This is a genomic window from Streptomyces sp. L500, assembly GCF_054551825.1.
The window spans coordinates 520,515-533,249 of the sequence record NZ_JBTOLC010000001.1; the positions used below are offsets into that span (position 1 = coordinate 520,515).

Below are 12,735 nucleotides of genomic sequence, written 5' to 3' on the forward strand. Positions count from 1 at the left end.
GTGCTCCAAGTGTCTGTCGTCGGTGGGTCGTCGAATGCCTACGGGCGTCGTCCCGCACGCTAGCCCGTACCGGCACCCACGAGAAGATCACAATCGGGCAGGCCCCGACGCCGGGGCCGCCGAGGCCACGGCCGGCACACCGACCGGTGGGACATCGCCCACGGGGGCGCCGTTGGCCCGGGGCGCGACCGAGCCCAGCCACAGCGTGTCCCTCGCCCGGGTCATGGCCACGAAGAGCCGGGCGCGCCCGAGTTCCTCGCGTTCGAGCGCGATGCCGTCCTCGTCCGGCGGTCCGGGGGAGCCCGCCGCGGTGTGGCCGGGCAGGTAGACATGCTTGAACTCCAGCCCCTTGGCGCGGCGGTAGCCGCCGACCTTCACTCCGGGCACGGGCCGGCCGTCGTAGCGCTCCAGGGAGCACTGCGGGATCCCCGCCCGGGCGAGCAGCCGCTGGTAGTGCTCCGTCTCGCGCCGGGTGGGGCACAGCACCGCCGAGTCGGGCCAGCCTGCCTCGCCGCGCCCGCGCAGCGCGGCGAGCAGGGCCTCGTCCAGCTCGGCGGGGGTCCGCAGGACGGCGCGGGTGACCTGGCCGCCCCGGTAGGTGAGGTCGACGTCGCGCAGGCCGGCCAGCCGGGTGCCGTCGATGTCGTCGAAGGCGTCCTCGGCGACGACGGCGAGGGCCGTGTCCAGGATCTCCTTGGCGTTGCGGTAGTTGACGCGCAGGACCTGGCCGCGGTCCCCGCGCACGTCTATCCCGGCGTCGGAGAGCCGGAAACCGCCGGGGTAGACGGCTTGCTGGCCGTCGCCGACCAGCAGCAGGCCGTTGGGCGCGTCGCCGACGAGCGCGTGCAGCAGCCGCACCCCGACGAGCGTGAGGTCCTGGACCTCGTCGGCGATGACGGCCGCGTACGGCGAGCGGCCCGGCCGGGCGCGGGCCTCGGCCAGGGCGAGGCCGAGGATGTCGTTGAAGTCGTGCACGCCCCGCTCGGCGCGCACCCGTTCGTACTCCTCGTACAGTGCCCAGACCGCCTCGCGGTGCGGACGGCGGAGGTGGGTGCGGCGGCGGTGGCGCCTGAGCGTGGCGTACTCCTCGAAGCGGGTGATGCCCCGGCCCTTGATGACGCAGTCCACCTCCTCGTGCCAGTAGTGCGGCGACGGGTCGAGGGTGCCGAGCACGCTGTCGCGACCGCGGTGTATCCAGGCCCGGTTGAACGCCGTCAACGCGCCCTCGCCGTGCAGCCGGTGGGGAATTCCGCGCTCTTCGAGGAATTTCAGCGACCAGGAATGCAGACTGCGGAATTCGACCCGGTCGGCGACGGCCGGGGACATCGTCCGCAGGAAAGTGGCCTGCACCCGGGGCAGATTGCTGGCGAACGTCACGTACAGCACGCGTCCGGTCGTGCGCTGCGCGAGGAGCGCGGCGCGGTGGAGGGCCACGGCGGTCTTTCCCGTGCCCGCCGGGCCACTGACCCGGGCCGGGCCCGACCAGTTGCGCCGGACCAGGGCGACCTGGTCGGGGTGGAGGAAGGTCATCCACTGCTCGATCGGGCCCCGGCGGGCGGCCTCGACGGCCGCGTCCCGCAGGCTCTCGACGTCGAACAGGGCGTCCGTCGGCTCCTGGGGCGCGTGCGCCGCCGGGCTCGCGCCGGAGCGTTCGGCGGGTACGGACGAGCCCTCGTACGCCGGGAAGACCCGGGCCAGATGACCGGCGACCTCCCCCACCCTGGCCGGGGCGAGCCGGGTGCGCTCGGCCAGCAGCGCCGGCCCCACCTCGCGCTCCCCCAGCAGCCGCACCCGGCCGAGCTCGCCGCTGAACGAGCGGCCGGCGAAGACCATCACCGGCCGGACCGCCACGGGCGACATGCCGAGCTCCGCCACGGCCGCCTCCGCCAGCCGGGTCACGGCCAGCAGCTTGCCCACCTCCCCGTCGCGGCGCTGCCGGGCGGCGGCGAGATGGCCGTCGGCGGTCTCCGGGGCGGCCCGCCAGTTCTTGACGTCGATGACGAACACGCCGCCGGGCCCGATCAGCAGCATGTCCACATTGGCCGACCGCGTCCCCGGCCAGCGCCGGTCCACGAGCAGCCGCCAGCCCCGCTCGGTGAGCATCAGCAACTGGGCGGCGACCTTCCGCTCGCCCTCGCTGGCCGCCTCCCACCGCCGCGCCTCCCGCTGCGCGGCCCTCAGCTGCTCACGCAGCTCACGCTCGTGCCGCCGGGCCTCCTGGGCCCTGGTCGATGCCGATCCCCCAGCCGCCATGCCCCCACCCCCTTTACCACCTACTCCCCCGAAACATGCATATATACGCAAAGTAATGATCGTACTGCTCTGCGGAATCGGCGCCCTGGAGCGAGGTATCGTCGGCCGGATGCCGAGCGCGCCCTGCGCGCGCCTGATCGACTCACCCGACCGACGCACCGACCGACGAGGAGGTTCGCGATGCCGCACGCGGGGTCGTCGCGACCGTCGCACATCCTGCTGCGGGACGACGCGGGGCGGTGGGCCACCGCCGCGCCGGAGCGTACGGTGCTGGGAGTCATCCACAACGTCACGTCCGCGACCCGGCTGTTGGAGCTGCTCGCGCCCTTCGAGGGCGACAGCCGGGTGCATGTGGTGTTCACCTGCACCGGGTCGTCGGCGTTCGAGAACGGAACGCGGGAATTCATAGCCGCGCGACAACTCCCTTGGATATCCTGGGAGGAAGCGAAGCGGGAGAAATTCGACCTCGCGGTCAGCAGCAGCCGGGGCGGCGAACTCCATAAGCTCAACGCCCCACTTGTGGGCGCACCGCACGGCGCTGGATACAATAAACACTTGCGCCGGGAGCCGGGAGCCGGGAGCCGGGAGCCGGGAGCCGGGAGCCGGGAGCCGGGAGCCGGAGGCCTTCGGCCTGGATGCGGAATGGCTCACTCACGACGGGGAGCTGATCCCCTCCGCGATCGTCCTCTCCCACGACGAGCAGCGTGAACGCCTCCGCCGCGGCTGCCCCGAGGCCGTACCGATCTCCGTCGTCGCCGGCGACCCGTGCATGGACGACCTCCGCGCCGGCCTCCCCTTCCGCGCGGAGTACCGTGCCGCCCTCGGCCTGACGCCCGGCCGGAAACTCCTCGTCCTCACCTCCACCTGGGGGCCGCGCTCCCTCCTCGGCGCGAACATGGACCTCGTCCGCCGGGCCCTCGCCGAGCTGCCGCACGACGAGTACCGCGTCCTCGCGGCCGTGCACCCCAACGTCTGGTACGGGCACGGCGGCTGGCAGGTCCGTGCCTGGCTGGCGCCGTACCTGCGGGCCGGACTTCTCCTGCCCGCGCCGGAGACGGACACCTGGAAGGCGGCCCTGGTCGCGGCCGACGCCTTCATCGGCGACCACGGATCCCTGACCCTCTACGCCGCCGCCCTCGGCGTGCCCGGCCTGCTCGGCGCCTTCGGCGACGACGTGGTGGCGGCCGGTTCGCCCATGGCCCGGCTGGGCACGGCACTGCCGCGCGTGGCGCCGCACGTGCCGCTCGGGCGCCAGCTGCGCCGCGCGGCCGCCGCCCGGGCCGGCGACGAGCGGCTGGCCGCGATCGGCGGCCTCGTCACCTCCCGCCCCGCGCGGGCGGCCGAACTGCTGCGCCGCCTCTACTACGAGCGCCTGGAGCTCGACGAGCCGGCGTGGCCCGCCGTCCCCCGGCCCGTCGCCCTGCCGCTGCCGCTCCCCGCGGAGCGGTACGGGCCGGTGCCGCCGCCCATGTTCGTCGACGCCCGGCCCGAGCCGGACGGGACGCTGGTGCTGCGCCGCCACGTCGCCGGGCTCCAGGGGACGGTGACGGGTCACCTCGCCGATCCCCACCTGGTGGTGGCCGAGGGCGACCCGGACGGGCGGTGGGCCGGGGCGGCCGACGTCGTCCTCGGCCGGGCGCCGGGCCCGCGCGAGACGTACCGCTCGGCCGCGGAGCGGGTGTTCGCGTCGTACGGAGGGTGCTGGCTGGTGGCGTTCGAGGACCGTGCCGTCGGCGGGGCGGGGTGTGTCGCGGTCACGCGGGACGGAGACGTTCTCGGCGGGCGGTGGGAGGAGGGGGGCGCCGCGTTGGGGTTCGGGGTGGCGGCCTCGGTGCTTTACGCGGTTGCGGGGGCGGGTGCGGAGTCGGTGGTTTCGGTGCGGGTCGGGGGTGGGGTGGGGGTGCTGCGGGTGGGGTGACACCTGGCCGCCGGTGGGTGGTTTGTGCCCACCCTCCCCCAGCTACCGCTGGGAGGTGCCCCCAGCCCTGCGGAACGCCTGCCCACAAACCAGCTACAGCAGCCTGCCCCGCGCGCTCTCCGCCGAGGCGCTGAGCGCCTGTTCGTACAGGGTCAGCGCCTGGCGCCAGTCCGTTTCCGCCTTCGGGCGGTTGCCCTGGGTCGCCAGGAGGTCGCCTCGGTCGAGGAGTATGTCGGCCTGCTCCTTGGGGGCGCCGCAGGCCGCGATCAGGGTGACGGCCTCGTCCAGGCTGGGGAGGGCCTCATCCGGGCGGTCCGCGCGGAGGCGGGCCCGGGCGTGGTGCCAGAGGGACTTGGCCTCGTTGAAGCGGTCGGGGCGGCCCGGGAGTTCCGCGAACATCCGGCGGGCGCGCAGCAGCAGTTCGGCCGCCTCCTGGTGGCGGTGCCCGGCGGCGTGGGCGCGGCCCAGGTGGAAGGTGAGCAGGGCCCGGCCGCGCGGGTGGTCGAGCCCGTCGAGCGCCCGGGCCGCCCGCCGGAAATGCTCGACGGCGTCCTCCGGGGCGCCCTCGCGGAGCGCGAGCAGGCCCAGGCCCTCCAGGGCCGAGGACTCCGTGCGGGCGTGCCCGGCGGCGGACGCCAGCCGCAGCGCCTCCCGGTAGTGGTGTCCGGCGGTCCCGGCGTCGGCCGCGTCACCGCGGTCGGCGTGGGCGAAGGCGAGCTCGTAGTGCATCCGGGCCACGGCGAGGTCGTCGCCGCACGCCGCGGCGGCCTTCAGGCCCAGCTCGCACACCTCGATCCAGTCCGGGTGGTACTTGCGCCGGAAGAAGAACCCGCGCAGCGCCTCGGCCAGTTGCCACGCCATGGCGTACCGCCCGAGGTCGTGGGCCAGCCTCGCCGCCGCCACCGCGTTGGCGCGGTCGGGCTCGAAGGCGTCCAGGGCCTCGGCGTCCGTGAAGCCGGCGCCTCCCGCCTCCTCCCCGGGCCCGGTGAACACCGGGCCGTACCGCCAGCGGTCGGAGACCAGCCGCTCCACGGCGGCCGCCCGGCGCAGGTACCACTCCAGGATCCGGTCCACGGGCGCCCGGCCGTCCGCCACGGACCGCGCGTGGTCGTGGACGAGCCGGTGCATGCGCACCCGCCCCTCCCCGGCCGGTTCCAGGACGCGTTCCCGGACGAGCGTGCGCGTGTCGGTGTCGTTCCCCGCCAGCCACGTGACCAGGTCGCGGGAGAACTCCGGCGTCGGGTGGGCGCCGAGCGCCCGGTAGAGCGCGGCCGGGCCGTCGGCCAGGGACAGGTGGACGGCGCCCAGCACCTGGGGGACGGAGAGGTCGTCCACTTCGAGCGCCTCCAGGCGGGTCCGGTGATCGCCGAGTTCGCGGGCCAGTTCGGCGGGGTCCTCGCCGAGCCCGTGCAGCTCGCCCGCGCGGGCGGCGGCGATCCGCACGGCGAGCGGGTAGCCGCCGCAGGCGGCGAGCACGCTCTCCAGGGCGGCCGCGCCCGGGACGGCGTCCTCACCGGCCACGGCGCGGAACAGCTCGGCGCTGGCCTCCCTGTCCAGACTGCCCAGCGTCAGGGCGAGCATGCTCGGGTAGCGGCCTTTCAGCGCGGTCAGCGGCATACGGCTGGTGACGACGACCACGCTGCCGGGGTGCGCGGGCAGCAGCGGCCGCACCTGGCCGACGTTCACCACGTCGTCCAGCAGGACGAGCAGCGGCGCGTGTGCCGTCAGCGAGCGGTAGTGGGCCTCCAGCGCGGCCTGTCCGGCCGGTCTCTCGTCCGCCCGCGTCCCCAGCTCCTGGACGAAGCCCTGCAGCACGGAGTGGGGGTCGAGCGGCCGGAGGTGGCCGTGCGGGCTCATGTCGGCCTGGAGCTGGCCGCCGGGGAAGTGCCGGCGCAGGCGGTGCAGCCAGCGCAGGGCGGTTGCCGTCTTCCCCATGCCGCCGAGGCCGGTGAGCGCCACGATCAGGGGCGTGTTCCGCGCGGCCCGCCCGGCGGCGGCGCGTTCGAGCTCGGCGAAGACCGGGTGCCGGTCGACGAACACGTCCGGTTCCGAGGCGAGCTGACGGGGTGCCCGTGTCCGCGCGGCGGCGTGGTGGTGATGGTGGTACTGGATCTCCCGCCCCTGCAGTACCGGTCCGTGGTACGTCCCGCCCTCGATGGCGTTCCGGATCTCGTCGCCCATGCGTTCCCCCCTGGCCCGCCTCGGTCGTGGGGCAAGATCCTACGTTCGGACGCCTCTCGGCACAGGGCGGGAAACGCGCCTGGCGCCCCGGCCGTCGGCCGGGGCGCCAGGCTGCGCTGCTTACGACTCCGGGGCGGAGAGCGGCCCGGAGCCGCGGGTCACTCGCTGACGCACGTGTTGGACGCCCCCGTGTTCAGCAGACCGATGATGTCGATGGAGTTGCCGCAGAGGTTGATCGGCACGTGGATCGGGACCTGGATGACGTTGCCCGAGACCACACCCGGGGAACCGACGGCCACGCCGCGGGCTCCGGCGTCGGCGGCGGCGCCACCGGCGAAACCGGCGAGCGAGGCGCCCACGGCGGCGGTCACCGCCACGGCCTTGAGGATTCGTGACATGGGAGAGAACACCTTCGTTCGGTCGTAGAGGACGGCCCCCGCCCGGTCGGCCGGGTACGCCGCCCGAGGATCAGGCGGCGTACGACGCCCGCTGTCGCTCCGGGGCGGGGAGCGCCCCGGAGCCGGACATCAGTGCTCGTGGTGGCTGTGGCCGTGGTGGCTGTGGCTGTGATGCTCCTCGGACACGAGGGTGGGCCCCTCGACGTCCCCGTTGATGCAGGTGTTGCCCGATGCCGGGTTGAGCAGGCCGACGATGTCGATGGAGTTGCCGCAGAGGTTGATCGGGATCTGGATCGGGATCTGGATGACGTTGCCCGAGACGACACCCGGGGAACCGACAGCTGCGCCGTTGGCTACGGAGTCGGCGACCGCGCTACCGGCGAAACCGGCGAGCGAGGCGCCCACAGCGGCAGTGACGACTACTGCCCTGGCGATACGTGACATGGGGAGACACCTTTGCTTGGTCGTACGGACGAGCACCCGGTCGGTGACGGCCGGGAGCCCGGATCAACGTTTGGGGGTCGCAAAGGTTTCGTCGATGAAGCGTCCGGGTGATCCCGGGTGTGGGCCGATCAACAGAAATGGGGGTTTCCCCATGGGATGCCGAGCTGGCAGGGTTCCTTTCGTACAGACACTCCGGCCGCTTCGACCAGGGGAATGACGCGCGAGAATGATTGGGACCCTGCTGCCTTTACCGATCGAGACGGCCGAGGCATTCGCCGATCCGGCCGACGCGCCGGCGCTCTTCCCCGAGGAGGAGGCGCTGGTCGCCAAGGCCGTGGAGAAACGGCGCCGGGAATTCACCACGGTGCGGAACTGCGCCCGTACGGCCCTGGGCCGGCTGGGCTTCGGGCCCGTCGCCATCGTGCCCGGGCAGCGCGGCGCGCCCCAGTGGCCCTCCGGTGTGATCGGCAGCATGACGCACTGCGCGGGCTATCGCGCGGCGGCGGTGGCCCGCGCCACCGACATTCTGACGATAGGACTGGACGCGGAACCCCATGAGCCCCTGCCCAACGGCGGAGTACGGGAACTGGTGACGCGCCCCGAGGAACAGGGCTGGCTGACCCGGCTGGCCGCGGAACGGCCCGAGGTGTGCTGGGACCGGCTGGTGTTCAGCGCCAAGGAGAGCGTCTACAAGGCGTGGTTTCCGCTCACGAGGCAGTGGCTGGACTTTCAGGACGCGATTCTCGAGGTCGATGCGGACGCAAAGACCTTCCGGGCGACGATTCTCACCCCGGAGCCGCTCCGGGCGGCCACCGGGGGCCGGTTGTCGGGGTTCGAGGGGCGATGGCTCGTGCGGGACGGTCTGGTCGTGACGGCCATCGCGGTCGGCGCGTAATCGGGTGCCCCGCGCCCAAAAGGCGCGGGGCACCCGTCACTCGTCCTGGGCCGCCACCCTGGCCGCGAAGGAGGCGAGTTCCTCGTGCCAGCCCGCGGCCAGCGACAGGCCCGCCGCGCTCCTGCGCGCGTGGTCGACGAGCTCCTCGATCATCTGCTCGGCGACCTCCCGCTCGTCCGGGTCGAGCAGGATCTCCCGCAGCAGCCGCGCGTCCCACCCGTACTCCGGGCCGCCGTCGAGGAAGCCCCGCAACCGCCACGCGGCGTGCAGCGGGCGGGCGTACGCGTCGTACGAGAGCCCGAGATCCGCCCGGCCCGCGAGTGCCGCGCCCAGGCGCAGCGGGTGCCGCAGGGCGTACCAGCCCGCCGCGCAGCCCCGGTCGCAGCCGGAGACGCAGCGCCCCGGCCAAGGGTCCTCCAGGTATTCGGCGACCATGGCCTCGCGCGTGTACGAGCCGATGACCCGTTCCACGCGCAGTTCGTCCCAGATCCCCCGGGCCTCGGCGGGCAGCGGCAGCACCAGCCGGTCGCCGTGGGCGAGGGCGAGATCGCCGGCGAGGGTCGCCGTGGACTCGCCGAAGCGCCGGGACTCGCCCGCCCAGCCGTTGCGCTCGTGCTCGGCGGCCCGGGCGACGTGGAGGGTGGGGATGCCCCGGCGCAGGGGCGCGTCGTCGCGGACGTCACCGCGGATGAGGGTGGCGGTGTCGAGGAGTTCGAGGGCTACGGCGGTGTCGACGGCGAGGTCGGCGGCCCGCCCGGCCACCTCGCCGCCGGCCGCGAGGTAGCCGGTGAGGAAGACGACCGGCCGGGCCCGGTCGCCGCCGGCGGCCAGCAGCTCGGCGAGGGACTCGATGAGCTCGGCGCCCCGGGCGTCGGAGGTGCGCCGTCGGCGGTGCTCCTCCTCGAACAGGCCGCGCAGCCGTTCCTCGACGCGGTCGAGCATCTTCGCGCGCTGGAGCTGCGGCGGCACCGAGCCGGGCGGCACTTGGCGCGGCGGGGAATGGTGTCGTTTCGTCATGTGGTGCCTCTGCCTCCCTGGACCGGTCGCGGCCTTCGGCCGCCCCTGACGAGCGGCGGCTCCGCTCTGTCGTGGCGGAGGGTGACCGGTCGGAAGACTGCCCAGCCCGGCCCGGCGGAAGCGCCGGTTTCCTGCCAACCGGGGAGCCCGTCGCGCGCCGGGGGTGACGGTCGGCGCGGCCCTCGCGTGCCGTCTGTACAGGGCGCGCCGAGGGCTGTTACATCGAGGGCGGGCCACGGGAATCCGGCTTTTTCGGAGGCAACCATGCGCAGGATCGCGATCGTCGGCGCGGGCCAGGCGGGCTTGCAGCTGGCCCTGGGGCTACGGGAGCGGGGCTACGACGTGACCGTCGTCGCCGCCCGGACGCCCCAGGAGGTCCGGGCCGGGCGGGTGCTGTCCACCCAGCTGATGTACGGTCCGGCGCTCGCCCTGGAGCGGCGGGCGGGGCTGAATCTGTGGGACCAGCAGACGCCGGCGATCGACGGCGTGGTCATCAGCCCCGTCGACCCGCCCGGCGCCCGGATCCCGGAACGGGCCGTGGGGGCACGGCTGGACACGCCCGCCCAGTCCGTCGACCAGCGGGTGAAGACCGCGCGGTGGCTGGAGTTGTTCGAGGAGCGCGGGGGGCGGGTGGAGTACCGGCCGGTCGCCCCCGAGGAGCTGCCCGCGCTGGCCTCCGGATACGAGCTGACGCTGCTGGCCACGGGGCACGGCCCGTTGGGCGAGGTCTTCGGGCGGGACGAGCGGCACAGCCCGTACGAGCGGCCGCAGCGCGTCCTGGCCTGTGTGTACGTCCACGGGGTGCGGCCGGATCCGGAGCTTCCGCCGTCGTTCCTGCGGATGTCGGCGTTCCCGGGGGCCGGGGAGTTCTTCGTGCTGCCCGCGCTCACCGGTTCGGGTCCGTGCGTGATCCTGCTCTGGGAGGGGAGTCCGGGCGGGCCGTTCGACTGCTGGCAAAACGTTTCCGGGCCGGGTGCGGCGCTGGAGCGCTCCTGGCAGCTGCTGCGTTCGTACGCCCCGTGGGAGTACGAGCTGTGCGCGCAGGCCGAGCCGACCGATCCGGGGGCGGCCCTCACCGGGAGCCTCACGCCCGTGGTGCGCCATCCCGTCGCGGAGGTCGCCCCGGGCTCGTACGTCCTGGGCATGGCCGACGCGGTGGTCCTCAACGACCCGATCACCGGGCAGGGCTCCAACAACGCGGCGCGTTGCGCGGACCGCTATCTGGCGTCGATCGTCGAGCGGGGCGAGCGGCCCTTCGACCGGGCGTGGATGCACGAGACGTTCGCGGGCTGGTGGGAGCACGCCCGGCACACCACGGCGTTCACCAACATGGTGCTGGACGCGGCCCGCCCCCGGCACTTCGAGGACGTGATGGCGGCGGCCGCCCGGCACCCCGCGCTCGCCCACCGCTACGTCAACGGCTTCGCCGACCCGGCCGACTACCAGGAGTGGCTGATGGACGCCGACCGGGCCGAGGCGTGCCTGGCGGCGGTGGCGGGCCGGTCCGGTGGCGCGGCCGTGAGCTAGCCTGGCCGGATGGGCACCACGGGCGCGGCACCGCCGAAGACGGTGACGGGAAGCGGGACGCGGGCGCCACGCCGCGCCTCCACCGGTCAGGGACCGGTCGTCGTCGCGGTCTCGCTCGGCGGCGGCCTCGGGGCCCTGGCCCGGTACGCGGCGGGGCTGCTGTGGCCGACCGCGCCGGCCGCCTTCCCCTGGACGACGCTGCTGATCAACGCGGTGGGCTGTGCCCTGATCGGGGTGCTGCTGGTGACGATCGCCGAGGTCGGCACCCCCCACCGGCTGGCCCGGCCCTTCCTGGGCACGGGGGTGCTGGGCGGTTTCACGACGTTCTCCACCTACGCGGTGGACGTGCAGCGGCTGGTCACGGACGGCCGGACGGCCGAGGGGCTGGCCTATCTGGTGGCGACGCCGCTGCTCGCACTGGCCTCGGTGTGGGCGGCGGCGACCGCCGCACGGCGGCTGTTCGTCCTGCGGAGGGCGCGATGAGCGCGATGAGACTTCAGGGCGGCGCGCTGCGGCTGACCGTGTACGTGGGCGAGTCCGACACCCACGGCCACCGGCCCCTCTACTCCGAGATCGTCCACCGGGCCCACGCGGCGGGCCTGGCCGGGGCGAGTGTCTTCCGGGGCGTCGAGGGTTTCGGCGCGTCCTCGGTCGTCCACACCTCCCGGCTGCTGTCGCTGAGCGAGGACCTGCCGGTGGCGGTGGTGATCGTGGACACGGAGGAGCGGGTACGGGCGTTCGTCGCGGAGCTGGCGGAGCTGGTGACCGAGGGCCTCGTCACCCTCGACCGGGTGGAGGTCGTCTCCTACCGGGGCCGGGACGGGGAGCGGCCCGCGTGAACTGGCTCCTCGTGGTGGCCGGCGCCATGGCCGGTGCTCCGCTGCGCTATCTGACGGACCGTTTCGTCCAGGCCCGGCACGACTCGGTGTTCCCCTGGGGCACGTTCACGGTGAACGTCGTGGGCTGTCTGGTGCTGGGCGTGCTGACGGGCGCGGTGGACGAGCCGACGCGGCTGCTGCTGGGCACGGGCCTGTGCGGCGCCCTGACGACGTACTCCACGTTCTCCTACGAGACCTTGCGGCTGGCCGAGGACGGGGCACGGGGGTACGCGGTGCTCAATGTGGCCGGAAGCGTGGTGTGCGGGCTGGGCGCGGCGTTCGCGGGCGTGGCGCTGGGGCAGGCGCTGACGTAGCCCTCGTCCTCAGTCCTCGTCCGGCGCGGCTTCCAGGTGGTCCAGCAGCACTCGGCGCAGTTCGCGGGCCGCGCGGGGCGGCGGGGTGTCCTTGCGGTGGGCGACGGCGACGGTCCGCCGCATGCGGTCGCCCTCGAAGGGGGTGACCCGCAGGCCGGAGCGGGCGGCGACCATCCCGGGGACGACGGCCAGGCCCAGCCCGGCCCGGACGAAGCCGAGAACGGCGTCCATCTCGCCGCCCTCGACGGTGAAGGAGGGCTCGAAGCCCTCGGCCCGGCAGGCGGCGATGGTGATCTCGCGCAGGTCGTAGCCGCTGCGGAACATCACCATCGGCAGCTCCCGCAGCTCGCCCACCCGCATCCGGCTCCGGCGCGTGGGCGCGGGCCCGTCCGGTGCCGACACCACCACCAGGTCCTCCCGCAGCAGTTCCGTCGTCTCCAGCGCGGGGGCGCCCACGCCGAGGGGCGTGATGATCAGGGCCAGGTCGAGCCCGCCGTCGGCCAGCCGGCGCACCAGGTCCCGTGAGCCGCCCTCGTCGACGTGGAGCTCGATGCCGGGGAACCGGGCGTGGTACGTGCGCAGCACGTCCGGCACCAGGCTCGCGCAGAGGCTCGGCGGGGCGCCGAGCCGGACCCGGCCGCGCCGCAGCCGGGCCACTTCCTGCACCTCGCGGTGGGCGGTCTCGGTGTCGGCGAGGATGCGGCGGGCGAGCGGCAGGAGGGCCTCGCCGGCGTCGGTCAGGGCGATGTTGCCCCGCGCGCGGTGGAAGAGCTCGGCGCCCAGCTCCCGTTCCAGCGCCCTGATCTGCTGGGACAGCGAGGGCTGGGCGACGTGGAGGGCCTCGGCGGCCCGGGTGAAGTGCCGGACCTCGGCGACCGTGGCGAAGTAGCGGAGCTGCTGGAGTTGCACC

General features: G+C 74.3%; 12 protein-coding genes. 6 read left to right on the plus strand and 6 right to left on the minus strand.

Annotation, left to right across the window (positions count from 1 at the left end; all coding sequences use genetic code 11):
- Positions 1 to 87 precede the first annotated feature (87 nt).
- Complete coding sequence (locus ACX9I7_RS02495) at positions 88 to 2,253, minus strand: nuclease-related domain-containing DEAD/DEAH box helicase (protein WP_459386357.1); 2,166 nt, start codon at positions 2,251 to 2,253, stop codon at positions 88 to 90.
- 517 nt (positions 2,254 to 2,770) lie between these two features.
- On the opposite strand from ACX9I7_RS02495, the gene ACX9I7_RS02500 reads away from it, so the two are divergent.
- Positions 2,771 to 4,171 carry a hypothetical protein gene (locus ACX9I7_RS02500; RefSeq protein ID WP_459386358.1) on the plus strand — a complete coding sequence of 467 codons (1,401 nt, stop codon included), beginning with the start codon at positions 2,771 to 2,773 and terminating at the stop codon, positions 4,169 to 4,171.
- A 93-nt stretch (positions 4,172 to 4,264) separates the two neighbouring features.
- On the opposite strand, the gene ACX9I7_RS02505 is transcribed toward ACX9I7_RS02500, so the two are convergent.
- The 3 genes from ACX9I7_RS02505 to ACX9I7_RS02515 all read right to left on the minus strand — a co-directional run bounded on the left by ACX9I7_RS02505 (position 4,265) and on the right by ACX9I7_RS02515 (position 7,194).
- Complete coding sequence (locus ACX9I7_RS02505; protein ID WP_459386359.1) at positions 4,265 to 6,352, minus strand: NB-ARC domain-containing protein; 2,088 nt, start codon at positions 6,350 to 6,352, stop codon at positions 4,265 to 4,267.
- Positions 6,353 to 6,510: 158 nt separating this feature from the next.
- On the minus strand, positions 6,511 to 6,750 hold the full coding sequence (locus tag ACX9I7_RS02510) for a chaplin (protein WP_387574796.1): 240 nt from the start codon (positions 6,748 to 6,750) through the stop codon (positions 6,511 to 6,513).
- A gap of 129 nt (positions 6,751 to 6,879) precedes the next feature.
- A complete protein-coding gene (locus tag ACX9I7_RS02515; protein ID WP_387574798.1) occupies positions 6,880 to 7,194 on the minus strand; it encodes a chaplin in 315 nt (104 codons plus the stop codon).
- A gap of 226 nt (positions 7,195 to 7,420) precedes the next feature.
- On the opposite strand from ACX9I7_RS02515, the gene ACX9I7_RS02520 reads away from it, so the two are divergent.
- Positions 7,421 to 8,089: a 4'-phosphopantetheinyl transferase family protein gene (locus ACX9I7_RS02520; protein WP_358631367.1), complete on the plus strand. Its 669-nt coding sequence runs from the start codon at positions 7,421 to 7,423 to the stop codon at positions 8,087 to 8,089.
- A 36-nt stretch (positions 8,090 to 8,125) separates the two neighbouring features.
- On the opposite strand, the gene ACX9I7_RS02525 is transcribed toward ACX9I7_RS02520, so the two are convergent.
- Positions 8,126 to 9,106, minus strand: coding sequence for a polyprenyl synthetase family protein (locus ACX9I7_RS02525; RefSeq protein ID WP_387574801.1), 981 nt, complete (start codon positions 9,104 to 9,106; stop codon positions 8,126 to 8,128).
- A 264-nt stretch (positions 9,107 to 9,370) separates the two neighbouring features.
- Here ACX9I7_RS02525 and ACX9I7_RS02530 point away from each other — a divergent pair, with 264 nt between their 5' ends.
- The 4 genes from ACX9I7_RS02530 to crcB (ACX9I7_RS02545) are packed head-to-tail and all read left to right on the plus strand — an operon-like array spanning position 9,371 to position 11,825.
- Complete coding sequence (locus ACX9I7_RS02530) at positions 9,371 to 10,633, plus strand: styrene monooxygenase/indole monooxygenase family protein (RefSeq protein WP_459386360.1); 1,263 nt, start codon at positions 9,371 to 9,373, stop codon at positions 10,631 to 10,633.
- A 9-nt stretch (positions 10,634 to 10,642) separates the two neighbouring features.
- Complete coding sequence (gene crcB / locus ACX9I7_RS02535) at positions 10,643 to 11,116, plus strand: fluoride efflux transporter CrcB (protein WP_387574805.1); 474 nt, start codon at positions 10,643 to 10,645, stop codon at positions 11,114 to 11,116.
- A 5-nt stretch (positions 11,117 to 11,121) separates the two neighbouring features.
- Positions 11,122 to 11,472, plus strand: a complete 351-nt coding sequence (locus ACX9I7_RS02540) for a DUF190 domain-containing protein (RefSeq protein ID WP_189452461.1) — start codon at positions 11,122 to 11,124, stop codon at positions 11,470 to 11,472.
- Complete coding sequence (gene crcB, locus ACX9I7_RS02545) at positions 11,469 to 11,825, plus strand: fluoride efflux transporter CrcB (RefSeq protein WP_126914210.1); 357 nt, start codon at positions 11,469 to 11,471, stop codon at positions 11,823 to 11,825. Before ACX9I7_RS02540 ends, crcB (ACX9I7_RS02545) begins: the two co-directional genes overlap by 4 nt.
- A gap of 9 nt (positions 11,826 to 11,834) precedes the next feature.
- Here the strand turns inward: crcB (ACX9I7_RS02545) and ACX9I7_RS02550 are convergent, their stop codons facing one another.
- Positions 11,835 to 12,734, minus strand: coding sequence for a LysR family transcriptional regulator (locus ACX9I7_RS02550; RefSeq protein WP_126914211.1), 900 nt, complete (start codon positions 12,732 to 12,734; stop codon positions 11,835 to 11,837).
- Between the last annotated feature and the right edge of the window lies 1 nt (position 12,735).